Source organism: Sphingobium psychrophilum, from assembly GCF_012927105.1.
In the GTDB taxonomy this organism is placed as follows: Bacteria; Pseudomonadota; Alphaproteobacteria; order Sphingomonadales; family Sphingomonadaceae; genus Sphingobium; species Sphingobium psychrophilum.
Map to the genome: position 1 here is coordinate 189,668 of NZ_JABBFV010000005.1, position 24,890 is coordinate 214,557.

18 protein-coding genes are annotated in these 24,890 nt (G+C 65.6%); 7 read left to right on the top strand and 11 right to left on the bottom strand.

Annotated features, from left to right (window positions below; all coding sequences use genetic code 11):
- Nucleotides 1–7 precede the first annotated feature (7 nt).
- The 3 genes from HHL08_RS09230 to HHL08_RS09240 form a co-directional block, all read right to left on the bottom strand.
- On the bottom strand, nt 8–1,522 hold the full coding sequence (locus HHL08_RS09230) for an acetyl-CoA hydrolase/transferase family protein (protein WP_239659723.1): 1,515 nt from the start codon (nt 1,520–1,522) through the stop codon (nt 8–10).
- Nucleotides 1,523–1,714: 192 nt separating this feature from the next.
- Complete coding sequence (gene mgtA, locus HHL08_RS09235) at nt 1,715–4,246, bottom strand: magnesium-translocating P-type ATPase (RefSeq protein ID WP_169572522.1); 2,532 nt, start codon at nt 4,244–4,246, stop codon at nt 1,715–1,717.
- Nucleotides 4,243–4,890, bottom strand: coding sequence for a Bax inhibitor-1/YccA family protein (locus tag HHL08_RS09240; protein WP_235955002.1), 648 nt, complete (start codon nt 4,888–4,890; stop codon nt 4,243–4,245). Before HHL08_RS09240 ends, mgtA begins: the two co-directional genes overlap by 4 nt.
- Nucleotides 4,891–5,108: 218 nt before the next feature.
- Here HHL08_RS09240 and HHL08_RS09245 point away from each other — a divergent pair, with 218 nt between their 5' ends.
- The 3 genes from HHL08_RS09245 to HHL08_RS09255 all read left to right on the top strand — a co-directional run bounded on the left by HHL08_RS09245 (nt 5,109) and on the right by HHL08_RS09255 (nt 8,646).
- Nucleotides 5,109–6,920 (top strand): PHA/PHB synthase family protein, encoded by a 1,812-nt coding sequence (locus HHL08_RS09245; protein ID WP_169572526.1) that lies wholly within the window; start codon nt 5,109–5,111, stop codon nt 6,918–6,920.
- Complete coding sequence (locus HHL08_RS09250; RefSeq protein ID WP_169572528.1) at nt 6,904–7,959, top strand: lysylphosphatidylglycerol synthase transmembrane domain-containing protein; 1,056 nt, start codon at nt 6,904–6,906, stop codon at nt 7,957–7,959. Before HHL08_RS09245 ends, HHL08_RS09250 begins: the two co-directional genes overlap by 17 nt.
- A gap of 75 nt (nt 7,960–8,034) precedes the next feature.
- Nucleotides 8,035–8,646, top strand: a complete 612-nt coding sequence (locus tag HHL08_RS09255) for a murein L,D-transpeptidase catalytic domain family protein (RefSeq protein ID WP_043151079.1) — start codon at nt 8,035–8,037, stop codon at nt 8,644–8,646.
- A 133-nt stretch (nt 8,647–8,779) separates the two neighbouring features.
- On the opposite strand, the gene HHL08_RS09260 is transcribed toward HHL08_RS09255, so the two are convergent.
- The 7 genes from HHL08_RS09260 to HHL08_RS09290 all read right to left on the bottom strand — a co-directional run bounded on the left by HHL08_RS09260 (nt 8,780) and on the right by HHL08_RS09290 (nt 17,108).
- Complete coding sequence (locus tag HHL08_RS09260) at nt 8,780–10,024, bottom strand: TolC family protein (protein ID WP_169572529.1); 1,245 nt, start codon at nt 10,022–10,024, stop codon at nt 8,780–8,782.
- Nucleotides 10,021–10,320 (bottom strand): DUF3240 family protein, encoded by a 300-nt coding sequence (locus HHL08_RS09265; protein ID WP_169572531.1) that lies wholly within the window; start codon nt 10,318–10,320, stop codon nt 10,021–10,023. Before HHL08_RS09265 ends, HHL08_RS09260 begins: the two co-directional genes overlap by 4 nt.
- Nucleotides 10,313–13,384 carry an efflux RND transporter permease subunit gene (locus HHL08_RS09270; RefSeq protein ID WP_169572533.1) on the bottom strand — a complete coding sequence of 1,024 codons (3,072 nt, stop codon included), beginning with the start codon at nt 13,382–13,384 and terminating at the stop codon, nt 10,313–10,315. The genes HHL08_RS09265 and HHL08_RS09270 overlap by 8 nt, the downstream gene beginning before the upstream one ends.
- A gap of 7 nt (nt 13,385–13,391) precedes the next feature.
- A complete protein-coding gene (locus tag HHL08_RS09275; RefSeq protein ID WP_169572535.1) occupies nt 13,392–14,516 on the bottom strand; it encodes an efflux RND transporter periplasmic adaptor subunit in 1,125 nt (374 codons plus the stop codon).
- Nucleotides 14,517–14,566: 50 nt separating this feature from the next.
- Nucleotides 14,567–15,583, bottom strand: coding sequence for a sensor histidine kinase (locus HHL08_RS09280; RefSeq protein WP_169572537.1), 1,017 nt, complete (start codon nt 15,581–15,583; stop codon nt 14,567–14,569).
- Nucleotides 15,580–16,257, bottom strand: coding sequence for a response regulator transcription factor (locus tag HHL08_RS09285; protein ID WP_169572539.1), 678 nt, complete (start codon nt 16,255–16,257; stop codon nt 15,580–15,582). Before HHL08_RS09285 ends, HHL08_RS09280 begins: the two co-directional genes overlap by 4 nt.
- A gap of 119 nt (nt 16,258–16,376) precedes the next feature.
- A complete protein-coding gene (locus HHL08_RS09290; protein WP_169572541.1) occupies nt 16,377–17,108 on the bottom strand; it encodes a cytochrome b/b6 domain-containing protein in 732 nt (243 codons plus the stop codon).
- A gap of 456 nt (nt 17,109–17,564) precedes the next feature.
- On the opposite strand from HHL08_RS09290, the gene HHL08_RS09295 reads away from it, so the two are divergent.
- Nucleotides 17,565–18,326: an NRDE family protein gene (locus tag HHL08_RS09295; protein ID WP_169572543.1), complete on the top strand. Its 762-nt coding sequence runs from the start codon at nt 17,565–17,567 to the stop codon at nt 18,324–18,326.
- Nucleotides 18,327–18,488: 162 nt separating this feature from the next.
- Here HHL08_RS09295 and HHL08_RS09300 read toward each other — a convergent pair whose 3' ends face one another.
- A complete protein-coding gene (locus HHL08_RS09300) occupies nt 18,489–18,671 on the bottom strand; it encodes a hypothetical protein (protein WP_043151069.1) in 183 nt (60 codons plus the stop codon).
- Between the two features lie 361 nt (nt 18,672–19,032).
- Between HHL08_RS09300 and HHL08_RS09305 the strand changes: the two genes are divergently transcribed.
- From HHL08_RS09305 to nifJ, 3 genes are all read left to right on the top strand, one after another.
- The gene (locus HHL08_RS09305; protein WP_169572545.1) at nt 19,033–19,404 is read left to right on the top strand and encodes a hypothetical protein; all 372 of its coding nucleotides are present in this window, start codon (nt 19,033–19,035) and stop codon (nt 19,402–19,404) included.
- Nucleotides 19,405–19,587: 183 nt separating this feature from the next.
- The gene (locus HHL08_RS09310) at nt 19,588–21,213 is read left to right on the top strand and encodes an NAD(P)-binding protein (protein WP_206377793.1); all 1,626 of its coding nucleotides are present in this window, start codon (nt 19,588–19,590) and stop codon (nt 21,211–21,213) included.
- 8 nt (nt 21,214–21,221) lie between these two features.
- Nucleotides 21,222–24,860 (top strand): pyruvate:ferredoxin (flavodoxin) oxidoreductase, encoded by a 3,639-nt coding sequence (nifJ, locus tag HHL08_RS09315; protein ID WP_235955003.1) that lies wholly within the window; start codon nt 21,222–21,224, stop codon nt 24,858–24,860.
- The last annotated feature ends 30 nt before the right edge of the window (nt 24,861–24,890 follow it).

Below are 24,890 nucleotides of genomic sequence, written 5' to 3' on the forward strand. Positions count from 1 at the left end.
CGCTGGCTCAGGCCATCATCGTGCCTGTCTCCACGAAGCGCTGGTGCCATGACAGGGCTTCGGCCAACAGGGACGGAGAGTGCTTGCCGTAGGATGACCGCAAGGCCCGCTCGAAATAGTCGGACAGCGCAGGCTTGTAGCGAGGATGCGCGCATTTCTCGATGATCAGTCGCGCGCGCTGCTTGGGCGAGAGACCGCGCAAGTCGGCCAGGCCCTGCTCGGTCACGAGAATCTGGACGTCCTGGTTGATGTGGTCGACATGGCTCACTTGCGGCACGATGGCGGAAATCGCGCCACCCTTGGCGAGCGAGGGCGTCATGAAGATCGACACATAGGCGTTGCGGGCGAAATCGCCCGATCCGCCGATGCCGTTCTGGATGCGCGAGCCCATGACATGGGTGGAATTGACGTTGCCGTAGATGTCGGCTTCGATCAGCCCGTTCATCGCAATGCAGCCCAGCCGCCGGATCAGCTCGGGATGGTTGCTGATCTCCTGCGGACGCAGCACCATCTTGCCCCGAAAACGCTCCATGTCGGCATTGAGCCCGGCGGCGGCCTCGGGACTGAGCGAGAAGGCCGTCGCGGATGCCATCCGCAGCTTGCCGGCGGCAAGCAGGTCCAGCATCCCGTCCTGGATCACCTCGGTATAGGCGGTCATGTCCTCGAAAGGGCTGTCGACAAGGCCGGTCAGCACGGCGTTGGCGATGTTGCCTACCCCCGACTGGATCGGCAGCAGGGACGCGGGCAATCGGCCCTGTGCGACCTCATGGCGGAAGAAATCCAGCAGGTGACCGGCTATGGTCAGCGCGTCCTCGTCGGGCGCCTTGAACGGCAGATTGCGGTCGGGCGCGTCCGTTTCGACGATGGCGATGATCTTGGCGGGGTCGCACCGGAATCCGGTCTCGCCGATCCTGTCGTCCGGCCGCACGAGCGGGATCGGCACGCGGTGCGGGGGCAGGGCGGTGCCATAATAGATGTCGTGCATGCCCTCGAGCGCCGGGTTCTGCCAGCTGTTCACCTCGAGGATGACCTGGCTCGCCCTGTCCAGCCACGTCTTGTTGTTGCCGACCGACGACGAGGGGATCAGCGAGCCGTCCGGCCGGATGCCACTGATCTCCACCAGCGCCGTGTCCAGCGGACCCAGGAAGCCCTGCCACGCCATGGGTGCGACCTGGCTCAGATGCATGTCGAAATATTCCATCTCGCCGCGGTTGATCTTGTCGCGGGCGATCGGGTCGGAGTTGTAGGGCAGGCGGAATTCGATGCCATCAGCCTTGGCGAGCGCACCGTCGAGTTCCGGACCTGTCGACGCGCCGGTCCAGACGCGGAGCGAGAAGGGGTTGCCTGCGGCATGCTCGGCCTCGATCCGCTCGGCAAGGGCGAGCGGGACCGCCTTGGGATAGCCCGAACCAGTAAAGCCGCTCATGCCCACTGTGGTGCCGGGTGCGATCAACCGGGCGGCATCCTGCGCGCTCATCAGCTTCGACCGCAGCGCTTCGTAACCAATACGTCGTTCCTTCACCGTCCCGAATCTCCGATCGTGTTCAAACTGCCTGCAAGCATTCATGATACCGGGCCCGTGCGCCAGCGCCGTGCGTCCGCATGGGCGCTTACGGCCCCGGCCTATCGCTCCGCCGCGATGCCAATTGCCGGCATTTCAAACCATCCCGATAAGATCGAGGGTCGCGGTCATGCAGCCACGGCGGCCTCGTCATCAACGCGCGGACCTCGCTGGCCGCAATGCGAACCGCTTGAGGAACTCCGCGCTTGCCAGATAGCCGGCCACCAACAGCGCGATGGCGCCGAATATGGTTGCACCCGGTATCGCGAAGCCGAGCAGACCGGCCGAAGGCAGCAGCGGCAGCAGCAGCGCTGCCGCCAGGCCGGCCAGCGCGGTGACCGTCAGCACGATGTGAGGCCGGCTCGACCAGGCCGGGCGGGATGTACGGATCACGAACACGACGAGGATCTGCGTCATCATCGATTCCATGAACCAGGCCGTGCGAAACTCCGGGATGCCGACGTGGAAGACGCCGAGCAGAAGCGCGAAAGTCGCGAAGTCGAAGAGCGAGGAAAGCGGTCCCATGATCGCGGTGAAGCGTACGAGCCCCCTTATGTCCCATCCCTGCGGACGCGCCAGATCGCCGCTGTCCGCGGTGTCGAACGGGATGCCGATCTCGGAAAGGTCGTAGAGAAGGTTGTTGAGCAGCACCTGCACCGGCGTGAGCGGCAGGAACGGCAGGAACAGCGACGCGATCGCCATGGTCAGCATGTTGCCGAAGTTGGAACTCGTTCCCATCCGGACATATTTCATGATGTTGGCATAGGTCCGTCGCCCCTCCGCGACACCATCGGCGAGCACGCCGAGATCGGGCGCGAGCAGGATCATGTCGGCCGCCTCGCGGGCCACATCGGTGGCGCCGTCGACAGACAGGCCGACATCGGCGGCGCGGATCGCCGGCGCGTCGTTGATGCCGTCGCCGATGAAGCCCACCGTGTGACCGCGTGCACGGAGAGCGCGGACGATCCGCGTCTTCTGGTCGGGCGTGACCCGAGCGAAAAGGTCGACCTGTTCCACCCGGGCAGCTAGTGCTGGATCATTCAGCTTCGCGATCTCTTCGCCGGTCAAAATACCTTCGACCGGCAGGGCGAGCGCCGCCACGAGATGCTGGATCACGGGCGCCGCATCGCCCGAAATCACCTTGATGCGAATGCCCGCCGCTTCGAGCCGGGCGACTGCGGACGTGGCGCTCGGTTTGGGCGGGTCGACGAACACGCAATAGCCCGCGAACACCAGCTCGTCCTCTCCTCGGGCGTCGATTCGCTCTTGCCCGGCCGCCGGTTTCCATGCGATCGTGAGCAATCTCAGCCCCTGCGCCGCGCGATCGTCGCGCAGCGCGCACAGACGGGCGCGCAGCGCATCGTCGAGCGGCACGAACTCTCCCGATCGGTCCTGCGCTCTTGTGCACAAGGCGAGCAGCGTCTCGGGCGCGCCCTTGACGATCTCGATCCGCTCGCTTCCCTGCTCGGCAAGCACCGCGACGCGCCGCCGCTCGAAATCGAACGGCCGTTCATCCAGCTTGCGCCAGCCCTCGAGCGAGCGGCCGGTCATGTGGAGCAGCAACGCCTGGTCGAGCGGACTTTTCAGGCCGGTCTCGAAGCGGGCGTTGACCGCCGCCAACTCCGCCACCCGCTCGTCATCCTCGCCGTCGATGCCCGGGTGGCCGACGAGTGTGATCCGCGCCTCGGTGAGCGTGCCGGTCTTGTCGGTGCACAATATATCCATCTGGCCGAGGTCGTGGATCGCGGATAGCCGCTTCACCACGACTTTGGCTTTCGCCATCCGCTGAGCGCCGCGCCCGAGCGCGACGGTCATGATCATCGGCAAAAGCTCGGGTGTCAGGCCCACCGCGAGCGCCATCGCGAACAGGAAGGATTGCAGCGGCGGCCGCCCGAGCGCGAGATGGGCGAGCAGCACGAACAGCACGAGGAAGATCGTGAGCCTGACGATCAGCACGCCGAGCTTGTGGATGCCATGCTCGAAAGCAGTCGTCGGCTGTTTGCCGGCGAGCGAACGCGCGATCGCGCCGAAGCGCGTGCGCAAACCGGTCTGGACGACGAGCATTGTCGCCGTGCCGCCAATGAGCGATGTCCCGTGGAACAGCGCGTTGCGCGCGTCGGCCGGCGTCTCGGCGACCATGACGGGCTCGATCTGCTTTTCGACCGGATAGGGTTCGCCGGTCAGCAGCGCCTCGTTCACCTGCGCGCCGTTCGCCGCCAGGACGACGCCATCGGCGGGGACGAGATCGCCCGCCGCAAGCATGACGATATCGCCGGCCACCAGTTCGCGCACGGGCAACTCGATCGGCTTGCCGTCGCGCAGCACGGTCGCATGAAGGGCGATCGCCCGCTTGAGCGCTTCCGCCGTCGCTTCGGCCCTGTGCTCCTGGACGAGATCGAGGGTGGTAGACAGCGCGACGACGAGGAAAATGATGGCAAAGCTCGCCATGTCGCCGGTGGCCCCGGCTATGCCGGCGGCCACGAGCAGGATAGCGATCAGCGGATTGCCGAGGCGGCGCAGGAGGTCGAGCAGGAGATGCCGCTGCTTCGCCGCGGAGATCTCGTTCGGCCCGTCACGGTCGAGACGCGCGGCAGCCTCATTCGACGACAGCCCGTCGCAGGTCGCGGCGAGCGTGCGGAGAGAATCGTCGGGCGTGGCTTGCCAGAACGCCTGCGGCTCGGTCACCACCGCTCCCGTCCGCTGAACCGCAGCAACGACAGGAACAGGTTCAGGAAATCGAGGTAGAGCGTCAGCGCACCCAGCACCGCAGCGCCATTGCGCCCATCCGCGGCGCCCTCCTCATATTGACGCTTCAGCCGCTGTGCATCGAATGCGGTGAGCCCTGCGAACAGCAGGATGCCGACGCCCGAGGTGAGCAGATCGACAGTGCCTGAGCGCACGAACAGATTAAGCAGCATCGTCACGATGAGCCCGACGAGCGCGATCGTGAAGAAGGCGCCCAGGCCCGACAGATCCTTGTGCGTGACAGTGCCCACCAGAGCGAGCACGGCAAATCCGGCCGCAGCGGAAACGAAGGTGTAGCCGACGCTGTCGCTGCTGTAGGTGAGCAGCAAGCTGCCAAGCGACAATCCGACGAGCGCGGTGTAGAGGATGAAGATCGCGCTGGCCGTCGAGGCAGACAGCCGATCGACCCGTGCGCCGAGCAGGATCACCAGTCCCAGGGGCGCCAGCGTCACGATCCATCCAATGATGGTGAGCCCGTCGGCAGTGAACAGGGCGTCCGCGAGCGATCGGCTGTAGGAGGCCAGAAGGGCGAACGCTGCCGATAGGATCACGCCGCCGGCCATGTGGAGATAGACCGCGCTCATATAGGCGCCCAGCCCACGATACCCGCCGTTCGCATTGCCGGATGCCGGCCACTCAAATTCGTTGCTTCGATGGAGCATACGCCGGTCCTCGCCTTGGGTAAAAGCTACACTTCTACCCTGTGTCGGCACGTCGCTGCGACCAATCCGCAAAGCTACGTAAGCTGACGGGCGGCCCGGGTCCGTAGGCTTACCTAATTCGTGGCGCTGCCGAAGTCCCTATGAGCCAAGTGACAGGCAACGAGGAGCAGGCAGTGGTTTCGCTATCGACGCCCGACGGAACGGCAACAAAATGTGCTGGTGGTCCATATGACGGATGGGCCGAACTGTTCCTTCGCCCCACGAGAGCGGCCGTTGCAACCCTTACAGGCGGGCTGGCGCCGTCGTCGCTCGGTGAGGCCTTCGCAGACTGGGCGACGCATCTCGCCTTATTTCCAGGTAGCCAAATGCATATTGTTGCCGAGACCGTCCGCGAATTTATGTCGCTCGCCGGTGGTGAGTGGCGGACTGCTGCGTCCGCAGGCGCACCCAAGCCCCAAGCCGGCCCTCCAACGCGGGAACACCGCTTCGACGATCCTTCCTGGGAGGCATGGCCTTTCGATCTGATACGTCAGTCCTTTTTGCACAGCGAGAGGTGGTGGGATGAGGCGGCGTGCGATATTCTTGGGGTTACAGCGCAGCATCGGGCAATCATGCGCTTTTCGATCCACCGGATACTCGACATGCTGGCGCCCTCGAACTTTGTCGCCACCAATCCGGTCCTCCAGCACCGCATCATCGAAACCCAGGGCAAATGCCTGGTCGATGGTGTGGCAACCCTGATCGAGGACTGGCTCCGCTCGCTTGCGGGAGAGCGGCCGGCCGGCGCCGAATGCTATCGTCCTGGCGCCGACGTGGCGATCACGCCGGGCAAGGTAGTTTATCGGAACGATCTGATCGAGCTCATCCAATATGCGCCGACAACGCAGGCCGTCCGTCCGGAACCGTTGCTGATCGTTCCGGCATGGATCCTCAAATATTATGTTCTCGACCTGTCGCTTGAGAATTCCCTGGTGCGCTGGCTCGTCGGGCAGGGACAGACGGTGTTCATGATTTCATGGCGCAATGTCGGCGAAGGCGGTCGCACGCTCGACCTGGAGGATTATCGTCGGCTGGGTATCATGGCGTCGCTCGACGCGATCACCGCGATCACCGGCGGGAACAGAGTTCACGCTACGGGTTACTGTCTCGGGGGAACCTTGCTCGCGATCGCGGCGGCGGCGATGGCGCGCGATGGCGATGATCGTTTTGCGTCGATGACGCTGTTCGCCGCGCAAACCGATTTCAGCGAACCGGGCGAGGTCGGCCTGTTCATCGACGCGGCGCAGCTCGATTTTCTTGAGACGATGGCGCGCGCACGGGGTTATCTCGACAGCGCGCAAATGAGCGGCGCTTTCCAGGCGCTGCGCTCGAACGAACTTGTCTGGCCCTATTTTGTCCGCGACTATCTCATGGGCGCACGCGGCCCGATGAGCGACCTGCAAGCCTGGCACAGCGACGCCACGCGCCTGCCATTTGCAGCGCATAGCCAGTATCTTCACTCCCTGGCTCTTGCTAACGATTTGGCCGAGGGACGGTATGAGGTCGATGGTCGACCGATCCCCCTCGAAAATATCCATGTACCGGTTTTCGCGGTCGGCGCCGAAAGCGACTATGTCGCGCCCTGGCGCTCCGTCTACAAGATCCATCGGCTGATGGGTACGGAGGTGACATTTCTGCTCACCACCGGCGGCCATGACGACGGAATTGTATCCGAACCCGGCCATCCGGATCGATTCTATCGGTTGCTCGCACGACCGGCAGACGCGGACGGCGTCGATCCTGAAACCTGGATGGCCCGGACATCGTCAGAAGCTGGTTCGTGGTGGCCGGCATGGGCCGCCTGGCTCGATTTGCATTCAAGCCCTCCAGGCGTACCGCCGCCGCTCGGCGGTTCTGGCGTGAACGCTGGAACGCTCGGGAACGCGCCGGGCAGCTATGTCCTCGAAAGCTGACGAGGCGACCGCCACAAAGCCGTCGGGCGCATGGCGGTCCTGGTTTCTCGGCATCATCCTTGTGGCGGCGCTGGTCGGAGCGGTGCTGCATTTCGGCGAGATCGAGAATTTCGGCCGGCTGGTCGCTCGCGCCAATCTCTTCTGGTTGGCTCTTGCCGTCCTGTTCCAGCTTTCGACCTATGCCAGCGTGGCGGCTGGCTGGGCGGCGGTGCTGCGCAGCGCCGGCGCCTCGCGGCCGCTTTCCTGGTTGATGCGCATCGCGCTCACCAAATTGTTCGCGGACCAGGCGGTGCCAAGCGCGGGAATGGGGGGCAATGTCCTCCTCGTCGACCAACTCGTGCGGTTGCGCGTGCCGCGCGGGACGGCCGTGGCGGCGCTGCTTGTCTCGATGACAGGATATTACGCCGCCTTCGCCTTCTTCGCGGTCGCCATGCTGGTCCTGTTATGGCTCCACGACAAGGCGACGCCGCTGATGGCCGGTATGGTCACCACATTTCTGCTGGTGGCGCTCGCCATTCCGTCGCTCGCGCTCTGGCTCAGACATCGCGGCAGCCAGCCCTTGTCGCCCCGGCTCGAACGGGTGGGCGTGGTCCGTAACCTTTTGGAGATCGTCGGTCAGGCCCCGGCCCATCTGATCGGTGATCGCCCGCTTTTGCTTCGCGTCACGGGCTTCAATGCATTGGTCTTCCTTGCCGACGCCGCGACGCTCTGGGCCTGTCTTGACGCGCTGGGAGGACCCGCCGGTTTCGGAACTGCGTTCATTGCGCTGATCATGGCTTCGATCGTCGTGACGCTGGGCCCGATCCCGCTGGGCCTCGGCAGCTTCGAGGCGACGTCGACCGCAACGCTCGGTCTCCTGGGTGTGCCGATCGAGAATGCCTTTGCCGCCACCATGCTGCTGAGGATCCTGACATTGTGGCTGCCGCTTCTGCCCGGTCTTATGATGATGCGCTCGGTACTCAGGCGGCGTCCGCATCGGTCTAGGCGATCGTCTCGAACCAGCCCGCCCGGCAATCTTCCCGATTCTCGTAAGGTTTAGTACTTATCTGTGAAGTGGCTCATATCATGCTTATCATGGTCTTGATCAGCAAACAGATAGTGGTTCAAGACAAGCGTGACATTCATTTCCAGGCGCCATCTGCTTCTGGGTGGCGGTGCCGCTGCTTTGGGCATGTTACAACAGACGAACGGGCTTGCCGCCCTGCCAGGACCAGTTCCTCCGCGCCCGGCCTTGCTTCAACGCGCATTGAGTGCGCTGGACCGCCACCGCGCGACGATAAAGCATCGCGACGTGATCGGTATCGTGGATTTCAGCCAGGCGTCGCGCATTCCCCGGTTCCACCTCGTCGATGTGATGAGCGGGCGAAGCCAAAGTCTGCTGGTCGCGCACGGGCGCGGATCCGATCCGGATCATAGCGGTTGGGTCGAGCGCTTCTCGAATTCACCGGGCTCGGCGGCGTCTTCAGCGGGCGCTTATCTGGTCGGCAACGGCTATTCAGGCAAGCATGGTCGCTCGCAGCGCCTGATCGGCCTTGACCCTGAGAACAGCAACGCCGAGGCGCGCGCCATTGTCATCCATGCGGCATCCTACGTATCGGATGATATAGTTCGTGCCACCGGCAAGCTCGGGCGAAGCCAGGGGTGCTTTGCTGTTGCACAGGCCGATATAGCCCAAATTCTCGGCCGGCTCGGCCCGGGCCGAATGATCTACGCGGCCAAGCTTTAGTCAAGCGACCAAGCGTTCGCGGTACGCCGCCGTCGGTGAGGTCCGGACTCGGCTTCCCTGCACATTTCATCTCTTGTGCCGCCAAGAAGCTGAACCAGAGGGCCTGGCTTCGCGCCCGTGCACAAAGCCGTTCTCAATCATGGTCGCCATCGGGAACCCAGATGCTATGGGAATCGATCTGCAATTTCAGCAGCGCCCGCGAGGCTTCCGATCGCGCATCGATCTCGGATTGGCGAGCGTCGTTCGCCTGGCGGCGGGCATAGAGCAGGTCGACCAGATCGATTTGGCCCAGTTGATAGCCGCGCTCCGTCCGCCCGGCGGCGTCGGAAGCGCTCTGCGCCGATGCCTGCGCGCTTCGCCACGCTTCCAGCCGGGTGCGCGCATTCGACAGGTCGGCGTCGGCGATAGCCGCGACCGATCGCTGGATATTGGCGAGTTCGAGACGGGCGGCGTTTGCCTCCGCCGACGCCTGGGAGGCGGCTGCCCGGCGGTAGCCGCCTCCCAGCGGGATGGACGCCACCACGCCCGCGCCCCGCTCCATGCCGCTACGCTCACTGAACAGGCGGACACCGAAAGAGGGATCGGCGATCCGATCCGCTCGAACCCGTCGCGCAACGACGGCCAACCGCTGCGCCTCGCGGTCGGCGGCGCGGATCTCGTGACTGCGCTCGATCACCAGCGTCCGCATGGTTTCGAGTTTCTGTGGCGGCAGTTCGGGCAAGGCGAGTTCGGCTGGCTCGGGAGGAAGCGGTATCTCTGGAAAAGTTGCGACCAGGATCACGCGCGCCTGCTCGCGTGCAGAGAGAGACGCAGCGGCCTGGGCTTGAGCCTGCGCCAGTGCAGCGGAAGCCTGGTCGAGATCGAGCGCCGAGGCATCCCGTAGCTGAACGCGGCGACGCAAGGCGGTCAGGGCCGCTTCCAGCGAGCGCACCGTGTCGAGGTCGTTGCGATAATGGCTGCCGGCGGTCAGCCAGTCATGCCAGAGCCCGGTCAGGACCAACGCCGCCTGATGGCGCGCATCCTCCATCTGGTTCTCCGCAACCTCGACGCCCAGCGCGCCTGACTCGCGGTCGAGCGCCGCCTTGCCGGGGAGACGGAAGGGACGGGAGAGGGTTGCATCAAACTCGTCATAGCCGCCTTCGCGGTCAACGCTGCGGCGAATATAGCTGCCCGCGATAACCGCTTCATGGGTGCCCTTATACAGCATGTCCCCGCGCGCACGGGCGACTTCAACCCTGGCGGCGGCGGCCATGACGGTCGGATGGTTGTCGAGCGCTTCGTTGACCTTCTCGACCGGCGGGAGGTCCGCGCGCTGGGCATGGAGCATGCCAGGCGCCAGCAGCGAGAGCATGGCGAGGACGAGAATGAACGGCCTCATGCGAGCCTGCCCCGCGCCACGACCGGAACGGCGCGCCAGCGAACCGGCAGGTCGCGCCTGGATTCGGCCACGGCCCGAACCAGTTCGGTCATCGCATCGTCCGCTACGATCAGCTCGATCGCACTTCGATCAAGATTGCCCATCACGCGCTCGGCGGTGCGTGCGTCGCTGAAATCCCGGCCGCGCACCGCGATATCGTGGATGTGGATCGGCGCCTGTGATGCCGCGCGGATCGCCGCCACGACGGTTTCGACATCGCGGGTCGCGCAGTGAAAGGTCAGGAGCAGGTCAGGCATTTTCGGTTTCCCTGGCACTTTCACCAAAGCGCTCGAACAGGATGGGCAGGAGGACCAGCGTCAGCAGCGTCGAGGTGATGAGCCCGCCGATGACGACGATGGCGAGCGGGCGCTGGATTTCCGAGCCTGGGCCGCTGGCGAACAGCAGCGGGACGAGGCCGAAGGCGGTGATGCTCGCCGTCATCAGCACCGGGCGCAACCTGCGCTCCGCGCCCAGACGGACGGATTCTGTCATGCTGCGCCCTTCGGTGCGAAGCTGCCGGAAATAGGCGACCAGCACGAGACCGTTCAGCACCGCTATCCCCAGCAGCGCGATGAACCCGACCGAGGCCGGCACCGAGAGATATTCCCCCGACGCCCAAAGCGAGACGATGCCGCCCACCATCGCGAACGGGATGTTAAGCAGGATGACGATCGAGGCGCGCAGCGACCGGAGCGTCGCTAGCAGCACGAAAAAGATCAGCAGCAGCGCCACCGGGATGACGAGCATCAGCCGGGCCGAGGCGCGCTGCTGGTTCTCGAACTGGCCGCCCCAGACGATGCGATATCCAGCCGGCAGCTTGACTTTTGCCGCTACCGCCGCCCTGGCTTCGTCGACATAACCCACCAGGTCGCGGCCCGAGACGAACGCCTGCACCAGCGCGAAGCGCGAGCCGTTCTCATGGTCGAGCTTCACCGGCCCCTGGGTCCGCTCGACCCGCGCCATGTCGCTGACGCGAGCGAGAATGCCTTCGGGCGTGCGCAGTTGCAGGTCGGCGAAGCGCGTTGGGTCCGAGCGCAGGCTTTCGTCGCCGCAGATCATGATCGGAACGCGCTTCTGACCTTCCGCGACAATGCCCGCGTGAATGCCCTCGACCTGGGCGCGCAGTGCATCCTGCATCCGGTCCACCGGCATGCCGAAACGCCCGGCCGCCGCGCGATCGATGTCGAGCTGGAGATAATCGACACTGTCGTTGGCGACGGTCAGCACTTCCGACGCCCCGCTTATGCTGGAAAGGGTGCGCTGGACCTGACCGGCGAGGTCAGCGAGCGTCGCGAGGTCTGGCCCAAAAATCTTGACCGCGAGATCGCCGCGCGCGCCGGTCAGCATCTCGGACACGCGCATCTCGATCGGCTGGGTGAAGCTGGGCTGGATGCCGGGCATGCCTTCCATAGCCTTGCGCATCTCGCCGACGACGAAGTCCTTGTCGCCGCGCCATTCCGACTGCGGTTTCAAGCGCACGAAGCTGTCGGTCTCATTCGGCCCCATCGGATCGAGGCCGATCTCGTCGGCGCCGACGCGGGCGATCACGTCGCCGACCTCGGGCACCGTCAGCAACGCGCGCTGCGCCGCCATGTCGCCCTTGACCGATTGGTCGAGGCTGATCGACGGGAGCTTGGTGAGCTGCACGATCACCGAGCCCTCGTCCATGGTCGGCATGAAGGTCTTGCCGACCGCACCATAAGCGATACCGGCGATCACCAGCCCCGCCGTCGCCAGACCATAGACCAGTCGCTTGCGGGCGAATGCCGCGTCCAGCAGCGCGCGGTAACGCGGCGAGATCCGGCGCATGATCCAGGGATCGCCGTGGTGGCCGCTCTTCAGGCCGAAGGAGGACAGCACCGGAACCAGCGTCAGCGCCAGCAACAGCGAGCCAGCCAGCGCGAAGACGATGGTCAGCGCGACGGGCGCGAACAGCTTGCCCTCCAATCCCTGGAGCGCAAGCAAGGGCAGGAAGACGAGCGCGATGATGACGATGCCCGCCGACACAGGAACGACCACCTCGTTGGTCGCCTGGAAGACATGATTGAGGCGCGGATGGTCGTCATCATGAGCCCGCCCGAGCCGCTCGACGATATTCTCGACCACCACCACCGCGCCGTCGACCAGCATGCCGATGGCGATGGCGAGGCCGCCCAGGCTCATCAGGTTCGCCGACAACCCCATGCCGCGCATGAACAGGAAGGTGATGAGGGCCGCCATCGGCAGGGTCGCGGCGACGATCGCCGCCGCCCGCCAGTCGCCCAGGAACAGGATGAGCAGCACGACCACGAGGATCGTCGCTTCGAGCAGAGCTTCCTCGACCGTGCCTATGGCGCGTTCGATCAGATCGGAACGGTCGTAGAAGACGTTGACATGCGTGTCGGCGGGCAGCGTCTTTTCAACCTCGACGAGCCTGGCGCGCACGCCGTCGACCACTTGCCGCGCATCGGCGCCGCGCAAGGCGATCACCAGCCCCTCGACCGCCTCGGCCTTGCCGTTCTTGCTGACGGCGCCGTAACGGGTGAGGCTGCCGATCCCGATCGTCGCGACATCGCCCAACTGGACGATGCGGCCATCGCGACTGGCGATCACCAGCGACTGGAGATCCTCCACCGTGCGGATCGCGCCGACCGCGCGGACGATCAGCGATTCTTCTCCGCTTGTCAGGCGGCCGGCACCGTCGTTGCGGTTGCCGCTTTCGATCGCAGCGCTGATGTCTGCGGTCGACAGTCCCGTGCCGGCAAGCGCCACCAGATCGGGCCTGACCTCGAACGTCCGCACGAAACCGCCCAAGGCGTTCACGTCAGCCACACCGGGCACGGTCCTGAGCGCGGGCCGGATCGTCCAGTCGAGCAGTTCGCGCTTCTGCTGGAGCGAGAGCGGCCCTTCGATCGTGAACATGTAAACGTCGGACAGCGGCGTCGAAATCGGGGCGAGGCCGCCGCTGACCGACGCGGGCAGATCGGCCATCACGCCCGACAGGCGCTCGGCAACCTGCTGACGGGCCCAGTAGATGTCGGCGCCGTCGGTGAAGTCGATGGTGATGTCGGCAATGGCATATTTGGCGGTGGAGCGCAGGATCGCCTGGTTGGGAATGCCCAGCATCTCCATCTCGATCGGCGTGATGACGCGGCTCTCCACCTCCTCGGGTGTCATCCCTGGCGCCTTCAGGATCATCTTGACCTGCGTCTGAGCGATATTGGGATAGGCATCGACCGGCAGGTTCCCGAAGGCCCATGCACCGAGGCCCGCAACCGTCAGCGCGAGAGCCAGCACGAGCACGCGATAGGATAGAGCCGCGGCGACCAGTGAGCGCAGCATTGGCCGGTTACCGCGACAAGGCGAGCGCTTTGAGCGCGCTCGTGCCGGCGATGACGACCTGCTCGCCGGGCTTCACGCCAGACAGCAGGATGGCCTGGCTTCCATTCGCCCCGCCGCTCTTCACGTCGCGCACCGCAAAGCCGCCCTTGGTGGCGACGAAGACGACAGTCCGGCCGTTCATCGTTGCGACGGCGGCAGCAGGCACGCCGACCGCGCCCGCGGGAGCCGGGCCGGAAATCAGCAGATTGGTCGCCCGCCCCGCCACGATGCCTGGACCGGCGGCGATCTCGGCCTTCACGCTGGCCGAGCGTGTTGCAGGATCGATGGTCGACCCCACCGCCGTGACGCGGCCCTGTATGTTCGGATCGATCCGCACCAACATGCCCGGACGGACCAGCCCAACCAGCCGCTCGGGCAGCTGGCCAAGCACTTCGTAGCGGTTCGCTGCATCGATCACATAAGGCGCGCTCGTGCCCTCCACCGAATTTCCGGTCTGGATCCTGGCCGTGGTGATGCGGCCGGCGATCGGTGCCGTCAGCGTGTAGCTGCCGCTTGCACCATGGCCGTTGACCATGTGCAGGATACGCGCCTTCTCCGAAACATCGGCGCTCGTTTCCACGGCGATCGCACTGGCCTCGTCGGCACGGGCGCCGGCAATGATGCCCTCACGACTGAGTTGCGAGAGACGAGCGGCATTCGATCGAGCGGCCCCCAGCCGTACGTTCGCGCGCGTCAGGTCCGCGCCCATCATCAGCACCTCGCGGCTCGAAATCACCGCAAGTGGCTGTCCGCGCCGCACCGTGTCGCCTTCGACGACCAGGGTGCGCATCACCACGCCCGGAAAGGTTGCGGCCACAGCCACGCGCGCATTGGCGGGCGGCTGGATCAGGGCGGGCACGATCGCGAGCGGCGCTTCGCTCGCCGCAACGGCGGGTGCAAGGCGGATACCGAGTTGCGCCGCCTGCCTGGCCTCGACGCGTAGATGGCCCGGCGCCGCGCTCGCAGAGTCCACAGGGGGGCTGGACTGAGCGGCGGGCGGCGCCGTGCCGGCACGGGTGGTCAACCACCACAGGCCGGCAAGCGTCAGCGCGATCACGGCGACGCCGGCAAGGATGAAGCTGCGGTTCAACATGGCTTTCGCCTAGCGGACGAAGCTGACGACTCCCTGACGGGAGCGGAACGTCAGGCGCTGGGAAAGCGCAGCGACAACTCGCGCCTGTCCGAATCGGTCGCAAGCATCCCGCCGTGCGCCGCCATGATCCGGTCGACGATCGCGAGGCCCAGCCCCGCGCCGTCCTTGCTCGCATGGTCGGCGCGGCTGTGGCGCCGCACAAGATCGCGCAGGCGATCGGGCGAAAGGCCCGGCCCATCGTCTCGAACACCGATCGCCGCTCCGGGACCGACGCTGACATGGACAGCCCCGCCGGCGGGCGTCACGCGCACAGCATTCTCGATGAGATTGCGCAGGGCCGCCGCGATCGCCTCGCGCCGTCCACGGACGATCGGCGATTGCTCTCCGGTTTCGAGGGCGATGGTCTTGCCCGTCGCGATGATCCCCGGGGCCATGAAACTGACGACGTCGGTCGCCACATCCGTCAGCGAAACGGCTTCCGGCACCAGTTGGGCCGCCGTGGCGGCGTCGATCTGGGCGAGCAGCATGAGTTGGTCGATCAGCCGGCGCATGGCCGCGACATCTCCCTTGAGACGGCCTGCCTCGGCGTGATCGAGCCGGTCGAGTTCAAGCGACAGCACGGCGAGCGGCGTGCGCAATTCGTGCGCGACGTCGGCGGCGAAGGCCTCCTGACGCATTGCCGCATCGTCGAGCCGGGTGAGCAGATCGTTGACCGCATCGGTGAACGGCAACGCCTCGGAGGGCATTCGCGAGGTATCGATCCGGAAGCCGCGCTCATGCCCGCGTGCCGCCTCGATCTCCGCCGCCGCCTCTTCCAGCGGGGTGAAGGCCTGTCTGATGACCCGGAGACCGACGAACGCGACCGGCGCCATCAGGATAACCACCGGCAGGGCGACATGATCCAGCATCTCGTTGAGTGCGCGGGACGTCGCTTCGCCTGCGGCAAGGTCTGCGAACGACAGCCGATAGAAGAAGGCGACGGCCGCAAGCAGCAGGACCGTGCCGACCAGCCCGACCAAGCCCAGGCCACGCACCAGCCGTCGGGAAACGGACCGCCGATAGGTCATGCACCATTGTCCCGCAACATATAGCCCACGCCCCGGATGGTATGGAGGTTTCCACCCGCGCCGGCATCTTCGAGCTTGCGCCGCAGCCGCGATATCGCCGCTTCCACCGCATTGGGCGTGACGGGCTCGTTGAAATTGTAGAGCGCGTCTTCGATGGCTTCCCGGCGAACGACCGCGCCTGCGCGCCGCATCAGCAGTTCCAGCAGGTCGGCCTCGCGGCGGGACAGGTCAATCTCCCTGCCGTCATGGCGCGCCGTCCGCCCAGCGGTGTCGAACAGTAGCGGCCCGACTTGCAGCACGGTCTGGGTGCGCGGGCCGGGGCGGCGAAGCAATGCGCGAAGGCGTGCGGCCAGTTCGTCGATCTCCACGGGCTTGACGACATAATCGTCGGCGCCGGCGTCAAGTCCCGTTACCCGGTCCTCCAGCGCGCCGCGCGCGGTCTGGACGATCGCGGGCGGGACCTGCCGGTATCGCCGCCGCGCGGCCAGCCAGTCGATCCCGTCGCCGTCAGGCAGGCCCAGGTCGAGGACGATGGCGTCATAGACCGCGCTGTCCATCGCGCTGTCCGCACCCGCCAGGCAACCGGCAACGTCGCACGAAAAGCCCCGGCGCTGGAGTCCGTCCGCGACCAGCTTCGCCAGCCGGTCATTGTCTTCGACTACAAGGACACGCATAAAAATGGACCTCTCCAATATAGCCCGTTCCAGGGCTTCTGCCCCTGTTCTTTGCGTATATTGGCACGAGCGACATGGAGGTTGCGGCAGCCCAGGTCAAACCGCGCCGGGAGCTACGCTCAATCCCCGTCAGGATTTTCGCCGCGCCCGGCGGCTGTGTACTCGCCGCCCTGGCCTTCTCCCGCCTCGCCATGCGCCTGCGGGCTGAAGGCGGCGGGATCGAACCGCGTGATGCCGAACACCGCCGCGATGACGACCACGCCGCCCAGCACGACCGCCATGAAACCCGGAACCCGCGCATCCCGCGCGCCCGGGTAGAGTGCGGTGCGCTTGCGACCCGTGACCATCGCTCTGGCGAGGTTGTCGCGAGTGACTAGCGACATCACGAGAACGGCGGCGACATGGATGCCGACCAGCGCCAGCATGCCGTAGGCGAGCGCTTCGTGGATGTCTTCGTCCGCTTTGCCCGCATCGACCTGGATGCCGGTCCACAGGACTGCGCCGACCGCCGCGAACAGGGCAAGCACAGCAAGCGCGCCAAGCGGATTATGCCCGACCGTGCGCTCCGGATGGCCGGTCACGAGGCCACGGATATGCGCCACGATACCCGAAGGCCGGATGAAATTCACGAACCGCGCATGCTCGCCTCCGACAAATCCCCAGATCAGGCGAAACGCAAGGAGCACGGCCGCGACCCAGCCGGCCGCCATGTGCCAGGCGGCGATCGGACTGTCACCTTCCGAGGATAGGAAGGCCGCTGTTATCGCAGCGACGAGCAGCCAGTGAAACAGCCTGAGCGGCGCGTCCCAGACCTTGAATGTATTGCCACCAGCGGGGTTTGCCACGAGCATCGACATCTCCTTTGCCCAATCGATAGGGCCGCTTACTGACGACAGCCTGACGGCCGCGACAATGATCCCTTAGTGGGCGTCCGCTGCACGTGCGCGAAGACACTCGCGGCGGCTGAAGCTATCAGCGATGATGCTGAGCGGCCGTTCTGACGGTCCCTGAGCACGATACGCTTCGTTTGGGCAAGCAATGACGCGTTGCCCGGCGAGCAGATCTATTCGCCGCACATCGGCGCGCGCATTGTGGGCGGCACACGCGTGACAGCCCTGCGAAACGGCTATGGCGACAAACGGGAGGAAACAGATGATGATAGGTGTTGCCGGGCCTGATCAGGTTGTCGGCCGAAACGGCGAGCGGCAACTTAAAGTCCCGAGACCGCCCGCTCTTGCGTGTCGGAAACGGAACGCCATCTCGTTGGACAGCGTTTCGATTGATCCGGCAGCCGTCGGCGAGCGGATATGTGCGTCTTAGCATTGGCGTGGTGCGCGCACCCGAATTGGCGCCTCGTCGTTGCCGGCAACCGTGACGAGTTTCACGCGCGCCCTGCAGAACCGTTACGACGATGGGACGAGCCCGATCATGTGCTTGCGGGCAGGGATCTGCTATCGGGCGGCACATGGCTCGGCGCCTCGGAGCAGGGACGGTTTGCCGTGGTCACGAACCTGCGAGGCTTCGGGCCGTCGGAGCCAGGCCGACCGTCCCGCGGTCTTCTATTGAAGGATCTGTTGGCGGGGGAGGGGCGATATGCCGAACCAGCCGACGCGGACCTCGTGGATTTCAATCCGTTCAACCTCATCGTGGTCCAGCCCGGCCAGGCCGAATTCTGGTCCAACAGGCCCGGTCCCACGCGGCACATCCTGCCGCCGCAGGTCTATGGTCTGTCCAACGGCGGGCTGGACGAGCCCTGGCCCAAGACTGTTCGCCTCAAGGCCGTTCTTCGCGACTGGATCGGCGCCGGCGCGCAGCACCCCGAGAGTCTTCTGGACGGACTAATGGAAGAGACCCTTACGGAACCGTCCGATTGGCCGGTCGGCCCATCTGACGTGGTGCAGGAGCCACCTCTTTCGCCGATTTTTATCCGCGATCCGGTTTACGGGACGCGGTGCAGCACCGTCGTCGCGATTGATGGTGTCGGGCGCGGCATCATCTTCGAGCGTCGTTTCGGCGCGAGTGGAGACAGGGAGGGTGAAACGGCCATCCCATTCTCGTGGCCGCGTTGAGGCTCTGACGTGCGCCGCGGCTGGATGGAGGATCGCATCAGCCCCGGAGGCTTGCGCAGGGCATTCGCAGACATGCGCCAACCATCGCCGGTCCAGCGGCCGGCCGCGCCGCCGGTCGCCCCACACGCCGCACCTCGCGGGAGGTGAAGTTTTCCATTAGATTCAGATTACGGGGACCGCCGATATCACTCGAATGTCCCCCGGCTCGCTCCGCCGGGCCGCGACAGCCTTCGCCTTTTCGACTGCCAGCAGTCCGCGAAGAGTCGTCGCCTTGCAGGCGTCGGTTTCGCTCGCGAGCAGATTCTCGAACCGCTCGATATTGGTCTGGGTAACAAATTCCTTCATGGCCGCTGTTCCTTCGGAACGCTGCCCGGACCTGTCCGAGTCGTCTGACAGATCATAGCATGGCCCGACCCAATGGGCGCTCACATATGCCGAGAGTTCGCATTTCGGACTCCATTTCCGCGTACTTTCACATCCACATCGGTGCAAAATCTCAACGAGCGTTGCTTTGTGCGGAGATTCACTCTCTCGCGTTCGGCGTTCACGCAGGCAGCCGATAGTGTTACCGCCGCGCGTCCCGCAGCCCGTGCCGCTGTCGGCAAACTTCCCAAACCGGCCTACGTAGCATTCCCAATGCATGTCGGTTCTGCGTTTCGCCACAACGCATGCTTCCCCTTGAATTCGCACCGCAGGAGAAGACTCGATGACCTATCCCCTCGATCAACTGACCGCGACTTCCGAGGCTAATGTCCGCCTCGCGACAAGCATGGTCGAGACAGCCCGCCAGGCCGGAGAAGATTGGATGGATCTTGCGGGGAAGGCGTTCACGCATGTCGGCAAACCGGCTGAGACCAATGGCAAGGCCGGATTTTTGCCTTTTTCGCTGATCGCTCCGGGCAATCTCGGCGAAGGCGTTCTTGCCTCCGTGAACAAGAGCCGGGAGCGAACGACCCGGACGCTCGCCAGCGCGTGGGAAGCCTGGCAGCGCTCCATGGCTGATGCCTGGAATCCCGCGAAGCTGCTCGCCGGCGCGGCCAGGAACGCGGCGTCGGCCAACACGCAGCCTGCCGCCTGACGGCGTGGCTCCCGCCGGTCGTCAGGCAGCAGATTCACGCTCACATGATGCGATGCGCACCATGTGTCTGCCCAGCTGTCCAGCGGCCGGTATCGTGTCATCGTCCAATGAGCGTCTTCTCGGACAAAGGGGCCACCGCGCGAAGCCGATGGCTCGGCCGATATGCCCGGCAGGACCGCGATGATGAGCGATTTCACACCCCTCATCGATCTGGTTGCCCAGCCGGGCACTGGTCCGGTGCGCACGCGCCATCCGCTCTATCTTGATCTTCTACCGCCTTGCAATCATGCGTGCCCGGCAGGCGAGGACATCCAGGCCTGGCTCGCCCATGCCCGGGCGGGTCGCTACCGTGAGGCCTGGCTGACGCTGGTGCAGGATAATCCCTTGCCGGCCATTCACGGGCGGGTCTGCTATCACCCGTGCGAGGTGAGCTGTAATCGCAAGGACATCGACAGCGCGGTCTCGATCCACGCAGTCGAGCGCTTCCTCGGCGACGAGGCGGCCCGCGAAGGCTGGCGTCTGCCTGTCGAGGCAACCCCCTCCGGCAAGCGCGTGCTGATCGTCGGGGCGGGACCGAGCGGTCTTTCCGCCGCCTATCATCTGGCGCGGCTGGGTCACACGGTGGAAATCCGGGATGCTGGCCCGTTGCCGGGCGGGATGATGCATTTCGGCATCCCGGCCTACCGGCTACCGCGCGAGGAGCTGATGCGCGAGGTGCAGCGGATCGAGGCGATGGGCGTCAGCATCGTCCTCGATCACAAGGTCGAGGATCTGCTCGCGGAGAAGGATGCTGGCGGCTTCGACGCCGCGTTCGTCGCGATTGGAGCGCATGCCTCCAGGCATGTCGACATTCCCGCGCGCGACGCCGCGCATGTCCTCGACGCGGTCAGCCTGCTGCGCGGGGTCGGGGCCGGCGAACACCCGAAACTGGGGCGGCGGGTGGCCATCTATGGCGGCGGCAACACGGCGATGGATGCCGCCCGTACCGCCAGGCGCCTGGGCGCCGACGAAGCGCTGATCATCTATCATCGCGACCGGGCGCATATGGCGGCCCACGCGTTCGAGGCCGAGGAGGCACTCCAGGAGGGCGTGAAGATCCGGTGGCTGACCAGCATCAGGGACATCGCCGGCCCGAGCCTGACGGTCGAGGTCATGGAGCTGGGGGTCGACGGCACGCCACGCGGTACCGGCGAAATCGAAACGCTGACGGCGGACACGCTCGTGCTGGCGCTGGGGCAGCAGGCCGAAAGTGGTTTCCTCGCGAAGATCCCCGGTATCGAGGTAGCGGCGGACGGCACCGTCGTCGTCGCCCCGAACATGATGACCGGCCATCCCGGCATTTTCGCGGGCGGCGACATGGTGCCGAGCGAGCGCACCGTCACCGCCGCCGTCGGGCACGGCAAGAAGGCGGCGCGCGCCATCGACGGCTGGCTGCGCGGCGAGGACGCGCGGCCCGCACAGCCGCGCCCCGTCGTCGGCTTCGAGATGCTGCATCTGCCGATCTACAGCGACGCCGAGCAACGCGCGCAGGCCACATTGCCGGCCGCGACGCGGTCCGCCGGATTCGAGGAAGTGGTGGCCGGGCTGGGCGAAGCGGACGCTCGTTACGAAGCGCAGCGTTGCCTGTCCTGCGGCAATTGTTTCGAATGCGACCAATGCTATGCGGCCTGCCCCGAGCAGGCGATCGAGAAGCTCGGTCCCGGGCTGCGCTACCGGCTCCTCTACGATCGCTGCACCGGATGCGGCGTCTGCTACGAGAGCTGCCCCTGCCATGCGATCGAGATGATCCCCGAACCGGCGGCGAGCTGAAGGAAGGCATGATGCAGCCCGACATGCCCCGTACCGAGATCATGGACGGCAACACCGCGGTTGCCCATGTCGCCTACCGGATCAACGAGGTGTGCGCGATCTACCCGATCACGCCATCCTCGACGATGGCCGAGCTGGCCGATGAATGGTCCGCCGGGGGACTGACCAACATCTGGGGTAATGTGCCGGTCGTGCAGGAAATGCAGAGCGAAGGCGGCGCCGCAGGCGCGGTCCATGGAGCGTTGCAGTCCGGTGCGCTCACGACGACTTTCACGGCATCGCAGGGGTTGCTGCTGATGCTGCCCAACATGTTCAAGATCGCCGGCGAGCTGACCTCGACCGTGTTCCATGTCGCCGCCCGGGCGATCGCGACGCAGGCCCTCTCGATCTTCGGCGATCATTCCGATGTCATGGCGGTGCGGACGACCGGCTTTGCCCTACTGTCGTCCGCCTCAGTGCAGGAGGCCCATGACGCAGCGCTGATCGCGCAGGCGGCGACGCTCGAGGCCCGCATACCGTTCCTGCACTTCTTCGACGGCTTTCGAACCTCGCACGAGCTCAACAAGATCAGCCTGCTCTCGGATATCCAGATCCGCGCGATGATCGACCAGGATCTCGTTCGCGCGCACCGGGCCCGGGCGCTGACACCGGAGCATCCCGTCGTGCGCGGCACGGCGCATAATCCGGACACCTTCTTCCAGGCGCGCGAGACGGTGAACCCCTATTACGCCTGTCTGCCCGCGATCGTGCAGGCGACAATGGACCGCTTCGCCGCGCTGACCGGCCGGGCCTACCATCTGTTCGAATATACCGGGCCGAGCGACGCCGATCGCGTGATCGTGCTGATGGGCTCGAGCGTGGCGACTGCGTGCGAGACGGCGGCGTTCCTTGAAGCCCGGGGCGAGTCCGTCGGTGTGTTGCAGGTGCGGCTGTACCGCCCGTTCGCGACCGAGCAGTTCCTGCAGGCCCTGCCCGAGACCTGCCGCGCGATCGCGGTGATCGAGCAGACCAAGGAACCGGGCGCATCGGGCGAGCCGCTCTACCAGGACGTTGTCGCGACGTTGGCCCAGGCGGTCGCAAGCGGTACGCGCGCGGCCATGCCGCGGGTGATCGGCGGACGCTATGGTCTGGGATCGAAGAACTTCAGTCCGGCGCAGGCGAAGGCCGTGTTCGACGAACTGAAAAGCGCCAATCCCAAGCACGGCTTCACCGTCGGCATCGAGGACGACATCGCGCAGACCAGTCTTGCGGTCGATCCGGATTTCTCGCTCGAGCGCGAGGATGTCGTGCGGGCCCTGTTCTTCGGGCTCGGCGCCGATGGCACGGTCGGCGCCAACAAGGACAGCGTCAAGATCCTCGCCGAGGATGCCAACAGCTATGCTCAGGGCTATTTCGTCTATGACTCGCACAAGTCGGGCGCGCAGACGATCTCGCACCTGCGGTTCGGAAAGCATCCGATCGGATCGAGCTATCTGATCGAATCGGCCAACTTCATAGCCTGTCACCAGTCCGGCCTTCTCGACCGCCTCGATGTGCTGCGGCTGGCGGTCGATGGCGGGACATTCCTGCTCAACACGCCGCATGGGCAGGAGGCCGTCTGGCATCATCTGCCGCGCTCGCTCCAGCGCCAGATCGTCGACAAAAAGCTGCGCTTCTTCGTGATCGACGCCTCCCGGGTCGCGCGCGAGGCGGGCCTGGACGAGCGGATCAACACCGTGCTGCAGACCTGCTTCTTCGCCATTTCGGGCGTGCTGCCGCGCGACGAGGCGATCGGGCGGATCAAGCACGCGATCGAGGCGAGCTACGGGATCAAGGGCGCGGGCGTGGTGCGCGCGAATTTCGCGGCAGTCGACCATGCGCTGGCCAATCTGTTCGAGGTGGCGGTGCCGTCCACCGTGACGAGCCTGTTCGAACGACCGCCAACGGTGCCGTCGCGCGCGCCGGCGTTCGTCCAGGAAGTGACTGCCAGCATGATGCGTGGTCGCGGCGACGATCTCCGCGTCAGCCAACTGCCGATCGATGGAACCTATCCTTCGGGAACCGCGGCGTTCGAGAAGCGGAACGTCTCGGAGAGCGTCGCGCTCTGGGATCCGGACGTCTGCATCCAGTGCGGCCAATGTGGTTTTGCCTGCCCGCATAGCGTCATCCGTTCGAAATATTTCACACAGGATGCCTGCGACGGCGCGCCGGAAGGGTTCAAGCACGCGCCGGTCAACTCCCGCGGGAACCCTGAGGTTCGCTTCGCGCTGGAGGTCTATCTGGAGGACTGCACCGGTTGCGGCATCTGTGTCGAGGTCTGTCCCGCGCACAGTTCGCGCGAACCGGGCAGGAAGGCGATCAACCTTGCGGACAAGGCGCCGATCCTTGAGACGGGGAAGGCCAGCATCGCCTTCTTCGAAACGCTGCCGGTCAACGATCGCGCGCGCGTCGATTTCGCCAATGTGCGCGGCGTGCAGTTCCTCGAGCCGCTGTTCGAATTCCCGGGCGCCTGCGCCGGCTGCGGCGAGACGCCCTATCTCAAGCTCCTGTCGCAGCTGTTTGGCGATCGGTTGCAGATCGCCAACGCGACCGGCTGCTCGTCGATCTACGGCGGCAATCTTCCGGTCACGCCCTGGACGAAGGATGCCTCCGGCCGCGGCCCCGCCTGGTCGAATTCGCTGTTCGAGGACAATGCGGAGTTCGGGCTGGGCTTCCGCCTTGCGGCGGACAAGCACCTCGATCTGGCAAGGACGTTGCTGCTCGACCTGGCCGCGAGCCTGGGCGAGGAGGTCGCCCGGGCGATCCTCGACGCGCCGCAGGAGCGCGAGTCGGACCTGCGCGCCCAGCGCGCCCGTGTCGATGCCCTGAAGCAAAAGCTTGCTGCGCTGGATGACGAGCGGGCCCGTGATCTTCTTTCGGTCGTCGATCATCTCGTCAGGCGGAGCGTCTGGATCGTCGGCGGTGACGGCTGGGCCTACGACATCGGCTATGGCGGCCTCGACCACGTCCTGGCGAGCGGACGCGACGTCAATATCCTCGTGCTCGACACCGAAGTCTACTCCAACACCGGCGGCCAGGCCTCCAAGGCGACCCCACTCGGCGCCGTCGCCAAATTCGCGTCCGCGGGCAAGCGGGCGGCGCGCAAGGATCTCGCGCTGCAGGCGATCGCCTATGGCGACGTCTATGTCGCCCAGGTTGCGATGGGGGCCAACCCCCAGCATACGCTGCTCGCAATGCGGGAAGCCGAGGCTTATGCGGGTCCGTCGCTGATCATTGCCTATAGCCATTGCATCGCGCACGGCTTCGACCTGCGCCATGGCATGAAGCAGCAGGATCTGGCGACCGCCAGCGGCTACTGGCCACTGTTCCGTTTCAACCCGCCGATGCGCGCGATCGGTGAAAGGCCGTTCCTGCTCGATTCACCGCGGCCGACGATAGCGTTCAAGGACTATGCCTATAACGAGTTGCGCTATCGCGCGCTCGCCCAGAGCGATCCGGCCGTAGCCGCGGCGCTGCTCGCCCAGGCACAGCAGGTCGCCGACGAAAAATATCGCCAATACGAGGCGCTTGCGAGCCGCGGTGGCGATGGCTTCCATCCCGAAACACGCGAGGCCAGGCGACCGGCTGTCGCGCCAGCCAGGCGCGACCATTCGGGCGAGGCGGGATGACGCGGCCCGTCGCCTGCAACCGTTCGTTCG